The sequence below is a fragment of the Bacteroidota bacterium genome (genome assembly GCA_016720935.1).
In the GTDB taxonomy this organism is placed as follows: domain Bacteria; phylum Bacteroidota; class Bacteroidia; order AKYH767-A; family 2013-40CM-41-45; genus JADKJP01.
The window spans coordinates 197,573-219,693 of the sequence record JADKJP010000002.1 but is presented as its reverse complement, the minus strand read 5'-3'; the positions used below and the strand labels follow the sequence as shown (position 1 = coordinate 219,693).

Below are 22,121 nucleotides of genomic sequence, written 5' to 3'. Positions count from 1 at the left end.
TACAAACACTGATCCCTTCATCCTCTCATTTCATATAGCCCATTTTCTTCCAGGCGGCTACTCCTTTTTTCAGCAATGCCGCCAGTTCCTTTTCATCGATTTGTTCGGGCTTCTTGATATTAAAACAGGTTTTCCCTTTAAGGGTCTTGATCATGGTAGGTATGATGTCGTTAAATTCTGCATGCATGTACATTGGGAAAAAGTAAAAACTGACCATGTCTTTTCTTGCAACGAAGCTCGAAAAATACATTCCGGGTACAATTTTCTTGTCATACCCATAAGGCACCGGTTTGTTTCCCATCAGCTCCATACTTTCTTCAGTCTCCTTAGAAATTACCATGGGTGGGGAACATTTCCTGAGCGCGGATTTCAGTTTCTTTAATATTTCCGCTTTTACTTCCGTACTGAGGGGCATAATTTTTTTTATTTGATCAAATATAAATTTAAGATTTGAGTTTTCAAATGCCGGAAGGGTTCGGCAATTTCAATTGGATACAATATTCATAGAACTAATCGAAATTGACTTATCTTTAAGTTTCTAATATTTTCAATATTCTTCATTCGAACATCCATGCCATCAGCATTTAGTCATGCCTTCGCGGCTTATGTACTTGGAAAAACAACGAAAGGGGAAACTTATTAAAATTAATTTTTCTTGGAGCTATCTGCGCTGCTATTCCGGATCTTGACGCAATCGGATTTCATTATGGTGTTCCTTACGATTCACTCTGGGGTCATCGTGGAATCACCCATTCCATATCATTCTCCCTGCTGCTCGCATTCATTGTTGTTTCCGTATTTTATAAACGCGAAAAGCCTTTTACAAAGAATTACTTCTCTTTATTGTTCTATTTTTTTCTGGCAACACTCTCGCATCCTTTACTTGACATGCTCACCAATGGTGGTCTCGGTGTCGCGCTTTTTGCGCCATTCACAAATGAGCGATACTTCTTCCCATTTCATCCGATTCGTGTGGCACCAATAAGTGTTGGTGGTTTTTTTACTTCGCGAGGCTGGGAAGTATTCAAAAGCGAATTTATCTGGGTGTGGATACCCGGATTGATTCTTTTGCTGATTGTAAAAATAATTAAGAAGGGAAAATAAACTGTTTCCTCAGGACAGCGTTCGCATGTAAAGAACAATCGCTACAAGAACTACCAATACCGTTACCAGGATACCAATAAACCTTCTGTGTCGTGCAACTTCTTCTTTGAGATGAGTACTGTTTAGAATATTCCGGATTGAAATTTCCAGACGGCTGAATGAATCGTGACTATTTTTTGTCACGTAATCATCGGCACCTGCTTTGAGTGTATTCGCTGCAAGCGTTTCGCTGTCTTCAGAACTAAGGAAAATAACTGGAGCTTTGTATTCATTGCGAAGTTTCATCATGATCTGAATACCTCTCAAAGCTTTTGGATTTACAGAATCCAGATTGTAATCGATGATGAAAAGATCGGGTTTGATATTAATCTTTTGAATCGCTTCCTCACCGGTTGTATAAATCAATACATCAGAATCCGGAAAAGTCATGTTTAAAAAATCCTTAATCATTTCAGCTGTAGCGAGGCTGTCTTCAATCAGAACGAAACGTAATGTACTCATTGCAATAGTTTATAAATGTTGAACAGGATTTGTTTGTGGAATTTAATCGGGAGGGGAATTCCAAATTTAAGAATTTTTTCTTCATTGAATGGACTATCGGAATATTTCAGAAACCGTTTCGATGCTCTCGTATCCCCCTTTACAAGCCTGAATTTTCTCCTTTAAAACGACCCAATTCATTGTTTACCAGCCCTATGCAATTCAAGTGCAATTCCTACCCTTCATTCAGCAGGATATCGAGTATGTTTTCAACTTTTCCGTCTTCATAATGGACGATGGTAAGGGCTGAGATTTGTCCTTTGACGGAAAAATCTTTTGAGTTCCATTCATCAACCCATGTTTTTACAGAATCCTTATCGGTTGAATTTTCAATTCCAAGATGCGGAATGAAATCTATATCGAATCGGTGATTTTCTTTAAAAGTATCGCTATAAAATATTTCATACAGCTTTATCAGTGAGCTAAAACCCTCATCCGGTACTAGAAAGACATGGTACTGATTGCTGAATGCATCTTTGTTGATGACCACGCTTCGAAGCACAAATGAAAATTTCCTGTCTTCCTGTGCTTTTGAAATTACTTCCGATATAAAAATGTTTTCAGGAATTTCTTCTATAGGAAAATCGAAAGTGAAATGTGGTTGAACAACATGGTAATACAAAACATTGTGTCCGCTTCTGAAATTTTGAATTTCATCAAAGTGGGCCTTACTAAGTTGAGGATATGCTACTACTAATAAGGCAACTTGTGTTTAAAATTTTAAGTCCGATAATGTCTCTTACTTTTATAAAGTCTTGTCAGGACATGAGACGCGTCAGTAAAAATCCGGAAAGAAGTGTGAGCATTAAAAATACAACGATTCCGATGAAGCGTCTTTGTTTAACGATATCCCTTTGCAGATAAATATTGTGCAATACATTGTGGATAGCGATTCCCAGACGATTGAATGAGTCCTGATTATTTTTCGCCACATAATCATCCGCGCCATACATGATCGCGTTGGCGGCAATGGTTGCATTTTCCTGTGAACTCAGAAAAATCACCGGAGCATCGTGTTCATCGCGAAGTTTCATCATGATTTGAATTCCATCCAGTGCATTTGGGTTCACAGAATCCAGATTGTAATCAATAATAAAAAGATCAGGTGTGATGGTTGTATTACTGATTGCCTCCTCTCCTGTCGCATACAGCGCGAGTTCGGCTTTTGCATAATTTGTCTGAATAAAATCTTTGATCATTTCAGCATTCTGCCGGTCATCTTCAATCACTACAATTCTGAGAGCGTGCATAAAAAGGAAATTAAAAAATTCTAAAACAAAAGACTATCGCTGAAACAGGCCAGTGTACTTCAAATTTATTCAATATTTTGGAATTCCACCTATCCGATTGTAAAGAAGATCTGCTTCCATCATAATTGAACGTCCCTTGTTCAAAACTATTTGACGAAAACCCAATCAAATTGTCCATTCTTCTAATTTTACAACGTTCCGGAAAATGAGCATCCGGTATCTCACATTCATTAACCTGAAGAACAAAAATGGGAAACACCAACCAGGCTATCAGCAAAGGGGCGCTGCCAACACTTGTAACTGTATTCTTTTTCTGGGGATTCGTGGCGGCTTCGAATGGAATATTTATTCCATTTTGTAAGTCTCACTTTAATCTCGATCAATTTCAATCACAGCTGATTGATACGTCTTTCTACGGTGCATACTTTTTCGGTTCCCTCCTGCTTTATCTGTTTTCTGCCATTTCCGGGGTGGATATTCTCAACAGAATCGGATATAAAAACGGCATCATCATCGGACTGAGCATGTCTGTTGTCGGGGCTGTATCACTTGCATTTATCGCATCCGGGGAGCATGCGACATTTGGAATGGTACTCACTTGTTTCTTTATCATTGCTCTCGGATTTTCGTTACAGCAAACTGCAGCACAGCCTTTCGCCATTGCACTCGGGAATCCGGCAACTGGAGCCCATCGATTAAATTTCGCGGGAGGTGTAAATTCGCTGGGAACATTACTCGGTCCACTGGCAGTAAGTTATGTTTTGTTCGGAGATCTGAACAATGAAGGCACTGCCACGATTCAATCGATACGAACCGTATACCTGATCCTTGGCGGCTTATTTTTTCTTGTCGCTTTTTTCTTTTTGACTTCTAAAAAACTTCCTACTATCCGGCTTGAGGAGCATGTTGAAAACAGTTCAAAGGCGATGTCTTTACTCTTCATGATCGCGGTTCCTACCATTGTCCTTTTGTTTTTCAATACCATGTTTGGTGAAAATGAAAAAATATTTCTGGTACTGGGCTCGCTGGTCATCATCCTTGGTTTATTGTTTTACGCGCTTTTTGCGGCACAAAAAAGTCCGAAAGGCTGGGGCGCGATGCAATACCCTCAACTCGTACTCGGCATGATCGCGATTTTCGTGTATGTCGGAATGGAAGTAACCGTTCAAAGCAATATGGGCGCATTGTTGCGTCAGCCTGAATTTGGCGGACTGGACGCGAAATTTATTTCACAGTTTATTTCTCTCTATTGGGGAAGTCTGATGATTGGACGATGGACCGGAGCCGTTGCCGTATTCAATTTGAAAAAATCAACGAAGCAAATTCTCACAGTGCTAGTTCCATTGATTGCTTTCGCGATTATTTTATTTGTGAATTATCTCCGCGGAAACGATGTTACAAATCTTTATATCTATATTATTTGTGTACTCTTTTTGATTGCGGCATTTTTCTATGCGAATGAACGTCCTGCACGCATGCTGTTTACGATGGCGGCATTTGGATCCATTGCCATGTTGATTGGTTTATTGACCGAGGGACAGGTAAGTACATTTGCTTTCATCAGTGGTGGTTTGTGCTGTTCAGTCATGTGGCCTTGCATCTTTGCTCTGGCAATCGCCGGACTCGGAAAATATACCAGCCAGGGATCCGCATTTTTAATCATGATGATTCTTGGTGGAGCGATCATTCCTCCTGCTCAGGGAGTTATTTGTGATTTCGATAAAATCAGCCCTGGAGGAATTGGCGGACTTAGCTATACTCATTTTAGCTACGTCGTACCTTTGATTTGCTTTGTTTATATGGTGTGGCATGCATTACGCACGAAAAAAATTCTCAAGGCACAGGGTATGGATTTTGATCAGCAGGTATCAGCCGGGCACTAAGCAAATATTTAGGAATCAATAATTAAGGGTGAAATTTATCCTTTGAATTTCGTTTAAAAGGGCTGTAAAACCAACTTGTTCCGTGGCGTTTTTTCTATTTTCTTTTCTAAAAGGTTTGTTATCTTTAATCAATTGATACCGAATGCGAGCCCCTGGTCAGTTCTGGCGATTATGTTTCAATCAAATACCTTTTATTGAAGATTGAAGTTTTCTCAACCAATTTTGATTTAGCATTTGTGGTCGTAATATATCCATAAATCGATTTCCACAACGTTAATTCACATGACTATGAATTTTGCACTCAATCCTCCGGAAGGAGTTATCGGTTTTGAAGAATTGATGAACAGGATTGTGGATGGGGTTGTGGCCCTTGACACCAAAGGTGTGTGCACTTATCTCAATCCAACTGCAATTTCTGTTCTTTCAAAATATAACTTAGACATTCTTGGCAAGAATATTCTTGATGAGTTTCATTTGATCGAGAACCAGGAATTTTACAGGGCTATCCAAAAAGCACAGGAGACACAGAAAGCGCACTTTCTTGAAGACTATTATCCTACCTACAATAAGTGGTATCATTTTTCAATTTATCCTTCCACAACGGGTACAACTTTAATTGTAAAGGAAATTACTGATCAGAAAAAGGTCTGGAATCCCGTTTTTGAGACGGATAAAAAATACCAGATTCTGTTTGACAAGAATCCAATTCCGATGTGGGCGGTGGATATTAAAAGTTTGAGTTTTATTGACGTCAATCAGGCAGCTGTTAATCATTATGGTTATTCCAGAGAAGAGTTTTTATCCATGACATCATTTGATATCCGGCCGGAAGAAGAATGGGAGAATTTTAAACAGCATGTAAAACAAACGAATGATCAGGAGAGCTATAGTGGTATCTGGAAGCATCAAAAAAAAGATGGTTCAATAATTTTTGCAGAGATCTATTATCATACAGTTGTCTTGCACGAAAGACGCATACGTTTGGTCCTTTCTATCGATGTCACTGAAGAAATTCTGGTTAAACAAAAATTAAAAAGCAGCGAACAACGATTCCGTGCATTGGTTGAAGGTTCTGAGAATGCGATTTTTATTGTGGACGAGAACGGGAAAAATCTTGAAGTGAATCACAGTGCTACAAGTTTGTTGGGTTATTCGGAATCTGTTTTGAAGAGCTTCAACATCATGCAGCTTTTTGACTGTACGGATGAGCAAAAGGTTATCTGGTTTGACATTTTCCGGAATGGGACAACCGGGCTAACATTAAAAAATCTCATTTGCCATGATGGTACCATAGTACCCGTTGAAGTTGCCGGAACAAAATTACCGGATGGCCGGATTATTTTCACCATAAAAAATATCAGCGAAAAAATCCGTAATGAAAATGAGATCCGGAAATCAAACGAACGGTTCAATTACGTATTGAAAGCTACAAACGATGGAGTTTGGGAGGCTAATTTGAAAACCGGGGAAGCCTGGTGGAGTGATCATTTGTACGCCATGTTGAAGTATAAACCGGGGGAATTTCCAATGGATGCGGCAACATTTGAAAGCTTGATTCATCCTGATGACCGGGCAAGAGTTATGAATGGTCTGGCCAATACACTAAAATCAGACAGTCCGTTTTGGTCCGACGAATTCCGGGGAAGATGTTCTGATGGAAGTTACGGTATTTATTATGACAGAGCTTACATCCTGCGCAATGAAAAAGGAGAACCTGAAAAAATGATTGGGACTGCCATGGATCTGACAGGTTTGAAAAAATACGAAACGGATCTTGCTGAAAGCGAAAATCGTTTACGAACCATTGTTCAATCAGAACCGGAGTGTATCAAAACAGTTGATGCAAATGGAATTATACTTGAAATGAATCCTGCCGGAATGGAAATACTGGAAGCTTCCAATGCATCACAAGTTGTAGGGAAACGGGTTCTAGATATAATTAATGAAAATTACAGAAAAACATATGCCGAAAGTTCTGAACTTGTTTTTTTGGGACAATCCTTCAAGCAGGAATTTGAAATTACCACTCTTCGTGGTAATCGCAAATGGGTGGAATCGCATGTTGTTCCTCTACGAAATTCCACAGGGGAAATCACTTCTTCTCTTGCAATTTCACGCGACATCACGGCAAATAAAAAGGCAGAACAGGAAATGATTCTCATGAATGAAAGGCTTAGGCTTCTTTCTTCACATCTGCTCAATGTACGCGAAGACGAACGTACTCTCATCGCCCGTGAAATTCACGACGAACTGGGTCAGCAGCTCACCAGTCTGAAAATAGATTTGTCCTGGTTACGTAAAAAGTTGCCGAATGCTGACCATCAAGTGGATGACAAAGTACAAAGTATGATTTCTCTGATAGACGATACTGTGAAATCTGTTCGTCGAATTTCAACCGAACTTCGTCCTGGAATTCTTGATGACCTCGGACTGATCGCCGCACTGGAATGGCAAAGTCAGGAATTTGAGAAACGTACCGGAATAAAAACAGATTTTTCAACCAGCATTGGAGAAGAGGGCTACGACAAATCCATGGCCACAGGCATCTTCCGTGTTTTCCAGGAATCCCTCACAAATATCGCCAGGCATTCCGGAGCGACAAAAGTTAAAAGCTCCCTACTCCAAAAAAACGGAACTATCACTTTGTCGGTGAGGGACAATGGACAGGGTTTCGATAAAAATAAATTAAAAACGATCAAGACTCTTGGACTCATGGGTATGCAGGAACGTGCCATGATGATGGGTGGAGATTTGAAAATAGATTCTGGTGACGGTACTCAAATTGTTTTAATAGTGCCGATTCAAAAACAATCCTGAAATACATTCTGATTTGTTCAATCCGGCCGAACAAGAAAATGTTCAGTTGACTGAATTGTTTTATTTGTCTTTTATTCTTTGGGGAAATCCATAAAACACGTCACTAAAATATTTATTTAAAATTGATACTTTTGTATCAAACCAAACTAAGCTATTTATGAAACATCTCATCATTGCCCTCTTGTGCCTGTGTGGAGGGAATGTATTCTCCCAGAAGAATGCAAAAGAAATCAAGTATGACAAAATTTATTACAATGGAACAAAATATGAAACAGAAGAACTGAATATTACCATTTTGGATGCAGTATCGACAGATGCTGAAATAAAATTTAAAATCCGTTTGACAAATAAATCAGGCGACTTTATACTCTACAAACCGGAAGAAAGTAAATTCATCATCGACGGTAAAGAAAGTGCTCCAACAGAGAAATGGGTAGAAGTAGAGCCATTTGGAACTGCAACCCGCGTCATTAATCTGAAAGGTGCCGGATACAATAAAATTAAAAATTATTCATTCCAGATTGATGGTTTGTATCGAATTCCTGCTTCCAAAAAAGGAATCCCTGCGAATGATTTCAAATTGCCCCCCACTCAGAATCAATTGACTGTTGGAAAATTTGATGTCAGCATGGATAAAATTGAAAAGGAAACGGACAAGACATTTGTAAAATTTAAATGTACATATTCCGGGGACCAGATTGGAGTGATCTATCCTTCCAGAATTTCTGTAAAAATGCCTGATGGAAACGATTATGCCACCATTCTCTCAACTGCAAAACCCATTTTAGTAAATAAGGGCGAAACAGCAGCATTTCTTGCAAAATGGGATCGTATGCCCGGAGGTGCAGCAAATGACATGCAAAAAGTAGAAATGTTAATTCGCTGGAATGATACATTCACCGAAAACTCCATTGAAAAAATGAAAGGCAGCGCTCTCGATATCACGTTTGATGAGAAGACCAGTAATGAAAAGGGAAAATAGACATTTTGGATTGTTGATTTTAGATTGTTGATTTTAGATTGCTGATTTTAGAATATAAAAAAGAAAGCCGTGCAATTGCACGGCTTTCTTTTTTTGGAAAACAAAAAAACAACATGAGCACTTTCATCGGCCAGTCACCTGCAATCTGGAATGATAATCTCCCTGATCAGTGATGCAACGGATTTCATAAATACCGGAACTAAGTTCACCAAGTTCAAGTGTGAATTCATTCACTCCCGGATTTTCCGAAATCACTTCTCTACCTTGCATATCGTAGACTTTTACCATTTTCAGATTGGCATCGTGTGCAAGTACAGTTACTTTATCTTTTGCAGGGTTAGGGAAAATGAAGAATTGCGGGGTTGGATTTTTAATTCCCGGAACGCCAAGCAATGGGTTTATAGTTATGGTGTCATTCAACCTTCCAATAGCCATAGAATATTGAGTGTATGTAAGCGCAGTTACATTGGAGATACTGAACAATGCATCGCTGATGGTTGAGATATTGTCTACCACTACCACATCGAATAAAACCAGATGGCCGAATCCTCCATAAATGTTTTGATGATCCGTTCTGCACAATGCAAAATCCACGCGGCTTTCAGCGACATTATTTTTCACAAATCCAATCATGTCAGTACCGATCGTCCCGAGCCATGAACCGGTAAAATCCGCATGGAGTGAGCTGCCATTAATCAGTGAAGGATCATAAAAGACACTGAAGGCGATTCCGTATAGACTATCCACCGGAAGATTTTGTTCGCCGAGCATGACATCAACGAATACAGTAGCGGAGGGAGCCACCGTATCCGGAGATGCCACCAAGGTCAAAGGAGGTAATACTGAATTAATATGATTTGGAAGATTGCTCAGTCGAGCAGGGTGATTCAAACTATAATTCTGATTCACGGCAAGCGTATCTGCGTAGTCTACTACTCCATTCCCATCGCAATCCGCATGTTTCATATTGACCGCACTGCTAAACCAGTTGCCAAAATCATTTGCCGGCTGAGCAGCCCATGCTAGCGATGCACCGCTGCGGACTGGTCCTGTTTCACCAAACGCGATTCCAATATTGAGGATGTCGAGGTTATTACAATCCAGATCGTAATTGGCATCACCGGGCCATACATCCGAAAGAACAGTACACGGAGTAAATTGCCAGCCCGTATTTCCGCCAAGGTCAACGCAACCTTGTCCGGCATAAAACTGTGCGCCTCCACTTGCAGGAACATTACTTAAGATTACATCACTGAGACACACCTGTCCGGATGATTTTATCAGGTTCATCGAATTTCCGCCCTGGATCAGGACGGGAAAAGCGGGAGTACCGTTAGCGATCAGCTCACTGCCGATTGTGACCGAGTAAGCCATGTTTACAGTCTTTCCCGGATTGTTGAGAAACAATGTATCAGTATAAGCAAATTGAAAAGTCAAATTCCCGAATGCTACAACTTTCTGAATTGTATCTATTGAAGCGTATCCGGAATAACTCATATCTCCATAGGCTGTAAGTACTCTGCAATTTACATCTGTCATCAGGAATGTAAGTCCGTCATTCATCACTGTGATATCACGGAATGTGCCGGAGCATCGGAACAAAAGCATGCCGTTAATGCTGTGGGCTGGAGGGAAGATCTGACAAACAACATCAGTTGAATTGGTATTGCTGATAGATCCTTCGATATAAAAATTAGCGACAGTGAGTGTAACAGGGCCACTCAGGAAATTAGTGCCAGGAGCACTGTGAATACTGGATGCACTCAGATCAAAACCATTTACATCAAAACTTCCTGCATGTATATTCAGTTCAGTCGCATAGGTCGGATCATTTTGTTGAATTGTTCCTGTTCCATCCACAACAATATAATTCAATGCTGTTCCATCAGTTTGAATAAAGCCTCCGGTGTTGGATGGATTGAGATATAAGTTTTGCAAATTCCAATTCATACCCTGAGTCAGGTAAATTGAATTGAACACACTTAAGTTATCGCCACTCACGGTTACATTTGCTCCTGCATTCTGAAAATTAACGATGGAAGCAGATGCATTCGACACATCCATAGTCAGCGTTCCGCCAGAAAGTCCGGAATTCTGATCTATTATAACAATGTCAACGGCAGTCGGCGCGCATGCTCCGCCACCTCCTCCACTGCTCAGTGACCAATGAATCGGGTCGCTCCAGTTTCCATTTCCACCAACCCAATAGACAGTTCGGGGAGCAATTGAATTGATTGTCCATCCACTGTTATTTCCGGCATCAACACTATTGTTGGCGGTGAATGTACCTCCACCTGTAGCATTGATATCCCTGATTTGTACATAATCCAGGATATGGTTACCGGAAGGAGACGAGATGTTCGCGATATCTCCTGAGCTGGAAGAACGAATGCTAATCAGAGAATTGCAATTCGCATATGTCACAATCGAATTCGCAATACTAAGTGTCGTTCCTGAATCCAGATTCAAAGCGAAACCGGAGTTGAACAAACTCAAAGAGTCGATTGACATATCCGCATGAAAGGTGGTTTCCCCATAAAAATCTCCTAGCACAAAAGTACAGCTGCTGTCAATTTCAAGCGTGCCGGATGAAGCAATAGAATGGCTGCTTACAGGTGACAGGATTACTCCATCTTGCATGAATGTAATACTTTGAAAATTCCCGGGCTCAAACAACACTCCATTATTTCTGTTGAACAGGAGGTGGGCAAATGCAGAACCGGTCACTGTACCATTCAGTGTGAGTTCTTTTGAAGAAAGTGTAGCGTTTGTTGCATCCAGGGTGGTGCCGGAGTAAGCATTGATGATATTGGCATCCATCCGATAGCTATTCATATCGAGCGATCCTGACTCCACATATATTTCAGATGCGAAGAGCGAATCCTGCAACTGATAACTTCCGCTTCCAAGAAAATCAGCATAGTTCAATGCAACACCGGATGTGGTGATTGTTTGACCGGGCAGATCGGAAAGGAATCGGAAACTAATTACACTACTTCTAACCAAAGGATCGAGCGTCAATGAACCGTGCACAGAGATGAATGTTGCTTGAAGAAGCGGACTTGTTGTCAAGCCTGAAAATGTGAGCGAATTCACTGCATAATCATATTCGTTGGTACTTATAGTGTCATTTCCGCTAAACGAATTGTTATCGAAGAATACATTATCAAGTTGTGTAGGACTGCAGCCGGCAGTACCGCCACCACTGCTCAAAGACCAATGATTCGGGTCGTTCCAGTTGCCGCTTCCGCCAATCCAATACATGTTTCTTGAAGTAAGCGCATTGAGAGTCCAGCCAGCATTATTTCCGTTATCAATAACATTGTTTGCTGTGAATGTCGCGCCTCCGGCAGTATGAATTCCTGACATTTTTACCCAGTTTACCACCACGTTTCCGGAAGGTACATTCAGCACGCCATAACCTGAAGGTGAATTGAACGAACGCATTTCTCCCAGACCATTGCAGTCGGAACGCATTTCAAACAAATTGTTCACCGTGATGGTCGTGGTATCACCATTGAATACGAAGTTTTTTCCCTGGAGAGTATCAAACGTACAGCCGGTAAGGTATGCGTCGCTGGCAGTACCAAAATCACCACGACCGATATTACTTTGATACACATTACAACTGCCCGGCAGATACAAATAATTCGCGGTTGCAAATTGTACGGAGCCGGTATTTGTAAATGTGATGGAATCAACGATCATCGGATTGGGATATCCGATAACGGAACCGATATTGCAATGAAAGAAAAGATTGGTAGATGAGGTATTCAATACAGTGCCTTTGAGTTCCACCTTTCTGGTTGTCATTGCATCGTTCCAACGTCCATCCAAATTCAAATTAATATCACCGGTGGTGAGTGTACTTCCTATTTCGGAAATGACAGAACGACAAGTAATATCAAATGAATTCGCGTCCAGGCTTCCGGAAACGAGATTAATGTCCTGCAAACAATTAAGGTTATCACCCAATGAATAATCACCGGAGCCTTCGAAATAAATTCTTTCGAGAACATGATTTGACGTAGTCACGGTGTTTCCCGGACCATTCGCACGAAAGACGAGATCCGTTTGGCTGATTGTCATATTCGGATCCAGGATCAGCGATCCATATATATATAGTATTGCTCCGTTCCCCTGCAATTCAGGAGAAAACTGAACGCCTGTCCAGTCAATACTTTTACAATAGTAAAAAGTAGAATCCAGCAGCAGCGTCTGACCGGTTGCTGTGAAAGAGTTATTGTCGACAAATACATTGTCATTGAGTGTCGGAATGGAAGCATGGAAGCTGGAGCCTCCGCTGCTGGTAGCCCAATGGTTAGCATAATCGCTCCAGTTACCCGAACCACCAACCCAATAATAGTCGGCGGAAAAGCTTAATAAAGGAGAGAGCATCAACAGGGCGAAAAGCCTCAGATAAATTTGGTTGATCGTTTTCATAGTCTTCTGCGTTAGAACGGACATTGTGGATACAATTTCACGATACAAACGTAATGGGGAAGTGCTTTAAATAAAAATACAAATATTGGAGTTTGTCAGGAGTGTAAATTACATTAATTTAAGTATTTGAAGGCTTAATTGATAATATTTTATTGTATTTTTTGTACTTTGTCAGGCACACTTTTTACAAGACGATTTGAAATTCTGATTTTACCCATGCGAACCATCAAGGTACATGAATTATTGGGTGTCTTAAAGCCCCAGGAGGAAGCTGCTTTCAGGGAATTCCTGGCGACTCCCTTTTACAACACAAACAGTCGCGTTTCCGAATTATTCGATTTGCTTTGCGATCCTGAAAAATCCTTACTCGTCGGTGATAAAAAGAGTTTGTTTAAAAAACTATTCCCGGGAAAACGTTACGACGACAAGCAGCTGCGTTATCTGTTTTCTTATTTGTCGGGTCATCTGGAGAAATTTCTTGCATTACGTGAACTGGAAAACAATCCGCAGCAATACCTTTTGCTGCTTCGCAGATCACTTGCCGAAAGACACGCGACAAAAGCACATTCGTTTGCTAAATTTCGCTTTCAGCAATTGGATAAACTCGAAAGTGTATCCTATTATATGTATCAGTACCAGAGCGCGGAACTTGACCACAAATACTCCGCTGCTCGTGTGCGCCAGGCCGATTACATCAGCATCCTGAGCCACCTTGATCACTTTTATTTTCTCCGAAAATTACAGCTGCAATGTGAGCTGATCAACCTGCGAAACGTATTCAACACAGAAACCAATATGTTTCTGATTAATAGTATTTGTGAACTGATCGTACAAAATCATTTTTTCAAATCAGCACTGATAGAAGTCTATTATGGTATACTAATGATGCTCACGCATCCTGAAAAAGAAAGTGAAGCTCATTTTCATCGCGTCGTTCAGCTCATTCATGAATCCAACGCCAAATTCCCGATTGATGATCTGAACAACACGTATCAATATGTAAAAAACTTCTGTATCCGGATGATTAATAAAGGCAATGATGGATATAGAAAAGTGCTCTTCGATATTTATAAAACTATTCTGCGAAACCGACGCATGATGAAGAAAGGAGAGTTTTCTCCATGGGAATATAAGAACATCGTGACCCTCGGCCTCCGGCTACAGGAAGAAAAATGGATTCAGGAATTTATTCATAAATATTTGAACTACCTGCCGACCGAAGAAAGAGCAAACGCGTTCACTTACAATTCGGCGATGTTGTGCTACTATCAGAAAAATTTCAGACAAACCTTAAAGCTACTGCAGGCGGTTGAATTCACAGATTTGTATTATCAGCTGGATGCGCGCTCTATCTTGCTAAAAGTCTATTTTGAAACCGATGATACGGAACCATTGCTACATCATATTTCGGCGTTTAAAATTTTCATCCGTAGGAATAAGCTTGTATCCGATTATCAAAAAGAGATTTATCTCAATTTCATCCGTTATGCATTGAAAATTTTCAGAGCGGGGAACAATGTGAAAAAATTGACGCTCGTGAAAAATGAAATTTTATCTCAGCAGAATATTTCGGATAAGAATTGGTTGCTGGAGCAAATTATACTTCCTTGATTGCCTGGGCCTGTCAGGGCTAAAGCCCGCGGGGGAGGTCGGCTTTTAAAGACCCCAGCCTGAAGGCTGGGGTGAGGGTTCGGGTGAAAGCCCGGGAAGGGAGAGCGTTCTCGAGAGTTCTTTCTAAACCCTAGCCTGAAGGCTGGGGTGAGGAGGTTCGAGCGAAAGCCCGAGGGGGACTTGGGCTCTTCGGTACCCCAGCCTGAAGGCTGGGGTGAGGGTTCGGGTGAAAGCCCGGGAAGGGAGAGCGTTCTCGAGAGTTCTTTCTAAACCCCAGCCTAAAGGCTGGGGTGAGGGGGTTCGGGCTGAAACCGGTGTGGGACGTCGGTTATTCCCTACCCCAGCCTTCAGGCTGGGGTAGGGGGCAGAAAAAAACCGAAAGGGCTTTAGCCCTGAATTTTGATGTCGTATTTGCTGATGAACTCCTCATGCTCCTGCTCGAAAGTTTTCTTTTTGTGATGCTCCTCCTGGTTGTCGATGTACGCTCTGACTTTGCCGAGAATCGATTCGCTCACTGATGCGGCATAGTATTCATTAGCCCATTCGAATTTTCTTTTTGTAATCTTTTCTTTGTTAATCCAAAATGCGGATTCTCCTTTTATCAATTGCATTGCTTTTGCAATACTCATGTCTGCATTCAGGCTCATCAAACAGTGCAAATGCTCTGTATGGCCATTCAACCTGTCGATATAAATTTCTTTGGTCTTTGCATTTTGTTTGATGTGCTGAATCACCTTATCACGAATTTCTTTGGTGAGAAATGGATATCTGTTCTTTGTTCCCCAAACGGCATGAATCATTATTTTGACGAATGACATATGGTTTTGTTTTTATGGGTAGCAGAAAATACTACGTGTTATACTGCGAATAAACACAATCAAAGTCAGAGTTATAACCGCATAAAAGATGCTATTTGTTGAAGCGTTTTACTTGATTTAGTTTCAGAATACCGCAAGAATAGAGGCATTTACCGCCCTTTTCATGTTTCAAACAGAAAATTGGCCTAAGTTGCGTGCTTATTTGCCTGATTTCTTGTAAATTAATGCCCCTTTTGGTCTGCCCATCTTGATGTATCATAATTTCGTGAAGTCTTTCTGTATTGCATTTTTCTTCATGCTTCTTTTGAGCAATGTTGAAAAAGTGAAGGCAAGCCATTCTATGGGTTCGGATTTAACGTATCGTTGTCTGGGCGGTAATAGTTATGAAATCACCCTTTCATTTTATCGTGACTGCGCAGGAGTAGAAGCGGATACTGCCGCTTTGATTCATTTCCAATCTTCCTGTTATGGAGATGATACACTTACAATTTATCAGATTCCCGGAACAGGACAAGAGATTAGTCCGATTTGCAGAAACGATACCACCACTTGTAACGGTGGAGATTTTACGGGAATTCAGGAATACGTATACCAGGGAATTGTAACTCTTCCAGGGCCTTGTGCCGACTGGAGGTTTAGCTTCAATCTCTGTTGCAGAAACTGGGCTATTACCAACATCAATAATCCCGGAAATACACTAATGTACATCTATGCAACGCTGAACAACACCATTACGCCTTGCAATAACTCACCTGTCTTTTCAAACAAACCTGTTCCCTTCGCTTGTCTCGGACAGCAGTTTTGTTATAACCACGGTGGATTTGATACAGATGGAGATTCGCTTGTGTATTCCATGATCACTCCTTATGATTCCGCGGGACTATCGGTCAGTTACCTTCCCCCCTTTTCCGCGACCTCACCACTTTCCTCTAACCCTACCGTTAGTTTTAATCCACAAACAGGAGATATCTGCATGACTCCTACCAATCTTGAAGTCACAGTGATGGCTGTATTGGTTCAGGAGTACAGGAACGGAGTATTGATCGGAAGTGTTGAGCGTGATATTCAGGTAACTGTAACAGACTGCAACAACATTCTTCCGACGCTTACAGGAATAAATGGCACGAACTCTTTCGCCATGACTGTTTGCGCCGGGTCACAAACTTGTTTCACCATTAATTCCGGTGATGGAGATGCGACACACAATACTTTTATCACATGGGACTATTCTATCCCTGGTGGAATTTTGACAACCATTCCGGGACACCGTGAAACAGCAACTTTCTGTTGGACACCAACCGAAGCGGATATCAGCCCCAATCCACATTGTTTCACCGCCATTGTTACTGATGATAATTGTCCTTACTCCGGAAATCAGATTTATTCTTATTGTATTACCGTCGGTGGCTTAGATGTAAATGCAGGTCCGGATGTCACAGTTGGCTGTAACGCATCCACCGTTCTGACCGCAGTAGCTTCAGGTGGGAGCGGTGTATATACATATCATTGGAACTCCGGAGAAACGACTTCATCCATTACTGCCGGTCCGGGAATGTATATTGTCACTGCGTCCGGTGGATTTTGTTCCACTTCAGACACTGCCATGGTGAACCCGGCTGCAGGCGTTCCTGTCGCAGATTTTACAAGTAATTTTTCCTGCTCAAGCCTGGCTGTGCAGTTCACAAACTTATCTACTGTAACAGGCGGTACAATCAGTGCTTACTCCTGGAATTTTGGTGACGGAGGAACTTCTATTGCACAGAATCCATCACACACGTTTGCCGCAGCCGGAAATTACCAGGTAAGATTGATTGTCCAAACAGTGGGTGGTTGTATTGATACACTTATTCGTACACTTCACCTTTCACTCAATCATCCTGTCGCTACATTTACTCCTTCCAATGCTTGTGTGAATGCTCAATTAAATTTTACAGATCATTCTACTTCTCCCAGCACTCTTACCGACTGGACATGGTATTTCGGTGATGGCAATACTTCGCCGGTTCAAAGTCCGGCGCATGTTTATACTGTCGCAGGTAACTATAATGTTTCTCTGGTGGTACAGAATACGGATGGATGCACAGATTCTGTTACACATGCCGTAACTATCTCAGGGCTTCCAAGTCCGAATGCCGGATTAGATCAGACCATTTGCAACGGAGCTTATGCAACGCTTACCGGTATTGGTGGAGCCACGCATACCTGGTTTCCGGGAAATGCAACTACTGCGCAGATTACCGTCAATCCCGGAAGTACTCAACCTTATATTTTTACTGCCACAAATATTTATGGTTGTTCAGCTAATGATACCGTTGTGGTTTTTGTACGCAGAGGTCCCAACATGAATGTTAGTCAGAATCGCAGTATTTGTCTGGGTGATACAACAACTCTTTCTGTGAATGCAAATAACCAAACAACATTTTCATGGAGTCCGGGAGGAGCAACCACTTCACAAATCAGTGTTCACCCTTCTGTTACTACAAACTATATAGTAACCGGGACGGATACAGCAGGTTGCCATTCATGGGATACTGTGCGTGTTACGGTTAATCAACCACCAAGCGCTTTTGCCGGAACCGACCAAACAATTTGTCTTGGTGATTCAGCCACGTTGAGTGGTTCCGGAGGAACTTCGTATTCCTGGAATCCCGGTGGCGCATTCACGCAACAAATAATTGTGAATCCTATTGTCACAACTACTTACACCTTATCCATCACTGATACGAATAATTGTTCGGCCGTCGACAGGGTTAATGTGATTGTGAAACCATTGCCAACAGCAAATGCGGGATTGGATAAGTCGCTGTGTTTACACGATTCTGTTACACTTGCAGCCAGCGGTGGCGCGAATTATTCCTGGTCGCCCGGAGGAGCAACAAGCCAACAGGTAGTTGTTCATCCTATTATTACAACAACTTATACTGTACAAGTGACAGATGCATTTGGTTGCAAGGATACAGATCTTGTTCAGGTGAGGGTATTCAATTTACCTTCAGTGAATGCGGGCATTGACAAAACAATTTGTGCCGGAGATTCAGATACCTTAAGGGCTTCTGCAGGACCATTCGTTTACTCCTGGAATCCCGGCAGCGGAAATGCCCAACAATTTGCTGTTTCCCCTGATACAAGTACAAACTACATCGTAAATGTTACTGACACGAATGGTTGTAAAGATGCAGATACAGTTAGAGTGATTGTTCATGCACTTCCGATTGTAAGCGCAGGGCCCGACAGATACATTTGTTATGGAAATCAGGATACCCTAAAAGCCAGTGGCGGTTCTTCCTACCTGTGGTCGCCGGGCGGATCTACTTCTCAGCAAATTATTGTTGCGCCGGATTCTGACCAGGTCTATGTTGTGACAGTAACTGACACAAATTTTTGTGTAAATAAGGATACTGTTCGTGTGTTTGCCGACACACTCCTTCTCGCTGAAACTTTCAATGTAAATGCATTGTGTTTTGATTCTGCTCAGGGTTCTGTTGCGGTTCTTGCGTCCGGAGGAACTTCTCCTTTCACATATTCCTGGACACCCGGTCCATATCAAACCAGTGAAGTCACCAATTTACATGCAGGTGAGTATACTGTTACTGTTACTGATTCGTTTGGTTGTACACTTACAATGACTGCAACCATTTCCGAACCACCGGCTCTTCATCTCAGCACAAGTTTGCCTGAAACAATTTGTATTGGCCAGGAATCTATCCTTCAGGCCAACGCTTCAGGAGGAACACGACCGTATTCATTTACCTGGAGTACCGGTGATCATACTGATTCTATTCTTGTTTCTCCAACTGTCACAACAGAGTATGTTGTTTCATTAGTTGATTCAAACAATTGCAGGGTTTCTCCTGATTCGGTTTTGATTACAGTGCATCCGCCTCTTTCGGTTGTTGCTGATATCATTCCGGAAATTTGTTTTGGTGAAACAGCAAATGTCAGTGCATCCGCAGGAGGAGGCAATGGCGGACCTTATCAGTATTCCTGGAACGACAGCAGCATCCTGGCTGCCTCCGCAGAAGTGGCACCTGAACATGATTCTACTTTTATTGTTACAGTCAGTGATGGTTGCTCACCACTCATTCAGGATACTGTCAGCATTGTTGTGCATCCATTGCCATTGGTAGATTTTCTCCCTCACCAGATCCAGGGCTGTATGCCTGTTTCCGTTGATTTTCAAAATTATTATCCGCAATTAGCCGGATCAACTTATTCCTGGGATCTCGATGACAATACACTTTCTACCGATTCCAATCCTTCACACGTTTATGAAAATCCCGGCAATTACGATATCACCTTATCGATTGTGAGTCCTGAGGGTTGCAAAGATTCCGTAACTGTAGACAATACAGTCATTGTTCATGGATATCCAACTGCAGGTTTTTATCAGAGCAGCAATGTTGTTTCCAGCTATCATCCTGAAATTTTCTTTAATGACAACAGCGTTGATGCCGCATTCTGGGAGTGGGATTTTGGAGATGGTTCAGCAGCTTCTACAGAAGCCAGTCCTTCCCATGTATATCCCGATACGGGAATTTATACTGTACGATTGATTGTAACGAACCACGGTGGTTGTACGGATACTGTATACAACACATTACGGGTTGAACAGGAATTTGCGCTGTATGTTCCCAATGCATTTACGCCAAACAAAGATGGCATCAACGAAGGTTTTATCGGGCAGGGAATCGGATTTGTTGATTATGACATGTGGATCATTGACCGCTGGGGAGTAAAAATATTTCATTCGGTGCGGGCTGACATGCCATGGGATGGAACTTATTACGGGAATGGAAATCTCTGTCAGAACGATGTGTATGAATACATCATCAATGTACACGATTACACCGGAAAACTGCATCGATACATCGGGCATGTAACACTGGTTCGTTAAACAACTTCTACTACTTTTTTATTTAGCAGTAATTATTTTTTGAATTTGAAATATTCAGAATGATGAAGATTCTTACTTCCCTCCTTTTTTGTTGTCTTTTGCAATTGGCAAATGCACAAAATCCTATTCCAATACCTGGCACTCTCAGCGGCCCCAACATTCAACTTTCAATTCATGATGATAGTGTTCAATTTCTGAACGGAAGAAAAACGGTTACGAATGCTTTCAACAATTTCTCTTATCTCGGGCCAACTCTGATTTTGAATAAAGGAGAGTTTGTGAATCTTGATGTAAACAATCAGCTCAATGATACGACAACTGTGCATTGGCATGGATTGCATGTGCCATCCATAGCAGACGGTGGCCCTCATACAGTAATCCTTCCAAACACAAACTGGCAGGCGCAATTTGAAGTGAAGAATAATGCCGCTACATATTGGTACCATCCGCACCTTCACATGCGCACGGGAGAGCAGGCGATGCGCGGAGCCGCGGGTATCATCATTGTGCGGGATAGTTTTGAAGCAACTTTAAATCTTCCTCGCAGTTATGGGATTGATGATTTTCCTCTGGTTGTTCAGACACAACAGTTTGATTCCGCTAATCAGATTTTGTGGAGAGGGATGAACGACAGTATTATTCTTGTAAACGGCACTACCAATCCTCAACTCAATCTTCCTGCACAGGTGGTAAGACTCCGATTACTAAATGCAGCACAGGGAAGAAGTTTTAATTTCGGATTTTCCGGAAATCTTTCTTTCACCATTATTGCAAGTGATGGTGGATTGTTGCAGGCTCCGGTGAATGCAACACGCCTACAGCTTTCTCCCGGTGAAAGAGCGGAAATTCTCATCAATCTACAGAGTTTGATAGGCCAGCGGATTAATTTGATGAGTTATGCTTCAGAATTCCTCATGGGTATTCAGGGGGCAGCATTGATGTCCGGAATGGATAGTACAATGGAAAGTCCGTTGAACGGTGTTGACTTCAACATCCTGCAAATCGATGTGACTCCTCCCCTGCCACCGGGCATTTTCTCCATCCCGGCTTCGCTTGCGAATTTCACTCCGCTCATTGAATCACAATCAGAGGAAACCAGATGGATTACGATTACACCACAGAGCAGTACATCCTTCAGTGGTCCATTCTTTTTCAATGGACAAAGCTTTGATATGATGCGAATCGATTATACGATTCCTCTTGATCACACAGAGATCTGGACAATTTCCAATCAAAGTATGGTTGCACATCCTTTTCACATTCATGATGTACAATTCTTTATTCTTGACAGAAACGGAGTTCCTCCTCCGTTGCATGAACAGGGGTTTAAAGATGATGTCCTGATTCTTCCGAATGAATCAATTCGGCTGATCATGAAATTTGAAGATTATGCTGATCCGATGATTCCATACATGTATCATTGCCATATCCTGATGCATGAAGACGACGGAATGATGGGACAGTTTATTGTCAGTTCCAACAGTGGAATTCCAGGTCATGAGTCAGTTGAGCATTCGGAGATTTTTCCAAACCCCGTTGACGCCGGAATGTTGCATGTCCGTTTGCCAAAAGAAAAATCCGGTATGTGTTTTAAGATTGAAATTTTAAATGTGTTCGGAGCAATAGTCCACACTGAATCGAAAAAACTTATTGATCCCGAAATAAATCTGAACCTGATTTCTCTTGGTCCAGGTTCTTATTTTTTAAAAATGGAATTTCCTGATCAGGTATTCACCCGGAAATTTATAAAGACAAAATAGTTCCCTGTCCTTTTATCTA

Annotated in this window: 13 protein-coding genes; 7 read left to right on the top strand and 6 right to left on the bottom strand. The window is 41.6% G+C overall.

Annotated features, from left to right (window positions below; all coding sequences use genetic code 11):
- Positions 1-25: 25 nt before the first annotated feature.
- On the bottom strand, positions 26-415 hold the full coding sequence (locus IPP86_01175; protein ID MBL0137124.1) for a DUF1801 domain-containing protein: 390 nt from the start codon (positions 413-415) through the stop codon (positions 26-28).
- 233 nt (positions 416-648) lie between these two features.
- Here IPP86_01175 and IPP86_01170 point away from each other — a divergent pair, with 233 nt between their 5' ends.
- On the top strand, positions 649-1,104 hold the full coding sequence (locus IPP86_01170; GenBank protein ID MBL0137123.1) for a metal-dependent hydrolase: 456 nt from the start codon (positions 649-651) through the stop codon (positions 1,102-1,104).
- Positions 1,105-1,113: 9 nt separating this feature from the next.
- On the opposite strand, the gene IPP86_01165 is transcribed toward IPP86_01170, so the two are convergent.
- The 3 genes from IPP86_01165 to IPP86_01155 all read right to left on the bottom strand — a co-directional run bounded on the left by IPP86_01165 (position 1,114) and on the right by IPP86_01155 (position 2,894).
- Complete coding sequence (locus IPP86_01165) at positions 1,114-1,605, bottom strand: response regulator (GenBank protein ID MBL0137122.1); 492 nt, start codon at positions 1,603-1,605, stop codon at positions 1,114-1,116.
- Positions 1,606-1,819: 214 nt separating this feature from the next.
- On the bottom strand, positions 1,820-2,146 hold the full coding sequence (locus IPP86_01160; protein ID MBL0137121.1) for a hypothetical protein: 327 nt from the start codon (positions 2,144-2,146) through the stop codon (positions 1,820-1,822).
- 256 nt (positions 2,147-2,402) lie between these two features.
- Positions 2,403-2,894 carry a response regulator gene (locus tag IPP86_01155; protein ID MBL0137120.1) on the bottom strand — a complete coding sequence of 164 codons (492 nt, stop codon included), beginning with the start codon at positions 2,892-2,894 and terminating at the stop codon, positions 2,403-2,405.
- A gap of 248 nt (positions 2,895-3,142) precedes the next feature.
- Here IPP86_01155 and IPP86_01150 point away from each other — a divergent pair, with 248 nt between their 5' ends.
- The 3 genes from IPP86_01150 to IPP86_01140 all read left to right on the top strand — a co-directional run bounded on the left by IPP86_01150 (position 3,143) and on the right by IPP86_01140 (position 8,576).
- Positions 3,143-4,777: an MFS transporter gene (locus tag IPP86_01150; protein ID MBL0137119.1), complete on the top strand. Its 1,635-nt coding sequence runs from the start codon at positions 3,143-3,145 to the stop codon at positions 4,775-4,777.
- Between the two features lie 288 nt (positions 4,778-5,065).
- Positions 5,066-7,594, top strand: a complete 2,529-nt coding sequence (locus IPP86_01145) for a PAS domain S-box protein (protein ID MBL0137118.1) — start codon at positions 5,066-5,068, stop codon at positions 7,592-7,594.
- Positions 7,595-7,751: 157 nt separating this feature from the next.
- On the top strand, positions 7,752-8,576 hold the full coding sequence (locus IPP86_01140) for a hypothetical protein (GenBank protein MBL0137117.1): 825 nt from the start codon (positions 7,752-7,754) through the stop codon (positions 8,574-8,576).
- Between the two features lie 123 nt (positions 8,577-8,699).
- Here IPP86_01140 and IPP86_01135 read toward each other — a convergent pair whose 3' ends face one another.
- Positions 8,700-13,019: a T9SS type A sorting domain-containing protein gene (locus IPP86_01135; GenBank protein MBL0137116.1), complete on the bottom strand. Its 4,320-nt coding sequence runs from the start codon at positions 13,017-13,019 to the stop codon at positions 8,700-8,702.
- A 216-nt stretch (positions 13,020-13,235) separates the two neighbouring features.
- Here IPP86_01135 and IPP86_01130 point away from each other — a divergent pair, with 216 nt between their 5' ends.
- On the top strand, positions 13,236-14,630 hold the full coding sequence (locus IPP86_01130; GenBank protein ID MBL0137115.1) for a hypothetical protein: 1,395 nt from the start codon (positions 13,236-13,238) through the stop codon (positions 14,628-14,630).
- 386 nt (positions 14,631-15,016) lie between these two features.
- Here IPP86_01130 and tnpA read toward each other — a convergent pair whose 3' ends face one another.
- A complete protein-coding gene (tnpA, locus tag IPP86_01125; protein MBL0137114.1) occupies positions 15,017-15,448 on the bottom strand; it encodes an IS200/IS605 family transposase in 432 nt (143 codons plus the stop codon).
- Between the two features lie 295 nt (positions 15,449-15,743).
- Here tnpA and IPP86_01120 point away from each other — a divergent pair, with 295 nt between their 5' ends.
- The gene (locus IPP86_01120) at positions 15,744-20,342 is read left to right on the top strand and encodes a PKD domain-containing protein (protein MBL0137113.1); all 4,599 of its coding nucleotides are present in this window, start codon (positions 15,744-15,746) and stop codon (positions 20,340-20,342) included.
- 59 nt (positions 20,343-20,401) lie between these two features.
- The gene (locus IPP86_01115) at positions 20,402-22,102 is read left to right on the top strand and encodes a multicopper oxidase domain-containing protein (protein MBL0137112.1); all 1,701 of its coding nucleotides are present in this window, start codon (positions 20,402-20,404) and stop codon (positions 22,100-22,102) included.
- Positions 22,103-22,121: the final 19 nt, after the last annotated feature.

Excerpts from the sequence above, each read along its gene's own strand:
- IPP86_01145 (MBL0137118.1), top strand. The coding sequence starts at position 5,066 with ATGAATTTTGCACTCAATCCTCCGGAAGGAGTTATCGGTTTTGAAGAA.
- tnpA (MBL0137114.1), bottom strand. The coding sequence starts at position 15,448 with ATGTCATTCGTCAAAATAATGATTCATGCCGTTTGGGGAACAAAGAAC.
- IPP86_01130 (MBL0137115.1), top strand. The coding sequence starts at position 13,236 with ATGCGAACCATCAAGGTACATGAATTATTGGGTGTCTTAAAGCCCCAG.
- IPP86_01165 (MBL0137122.1), bottom strand. The coding sequence starts at position 1,605 with ATGAGTACATTACGTTTCGTTCTGATTGAAGACAGCCTCGCTACAGCT.
- IPP86_01140 (MBL0137117.1), top strand. The coding sequence starts at position 7,752 with ATGAAACATCTCATCATTGCCCTCTTGTGCCTGTGTGGAGGGAATGTA.
- IPP86_01115 (MBL0137112.1), top strand. The coding sequence starts at position 20,402 with ATGATGAAGATTCTTACTTCCCTCCTTTTTTGTTGTCTTTTGCAATTG.
- IPP86_01150 (MBL0137119.1), top strand. The coding sequence starts at position 3,143 with ATGGGAAACACCAACCAGGCTATCAGCAAAGGGGCGCTGCCAACACTT.
- IPP86_01175 (MBL0137124.1), bottom strand. The coding sequence starts at position 415 with ATGCCCCTCAGTACGGAAGTAAAAGCGGAAATATTAAAGAAACTGAAA.
- IPP86_01120 (MBL0137113.1), top strand. The coding sequence starts at position 15,744 with ATGCTTCTTTTGAGCAATGTTGAAAAAGTGAAGGCAAGCCATTCTATG.
- IPP86_01155 (MBL0137120.1), bottom strand. The coding sequence starts at position 2,894 with ATGCACGCTCTCAGAATTGTAGTGATTGAAGATGACCGGCAGAATGCT.
- IPP86_01135 (MBL0137116.1), bottom strand. The coding sequence starts at position 13,019 with ATGAAAACGATCAACCAAATTTATCTGAGGCTTTTCGCCCTGTTGATG.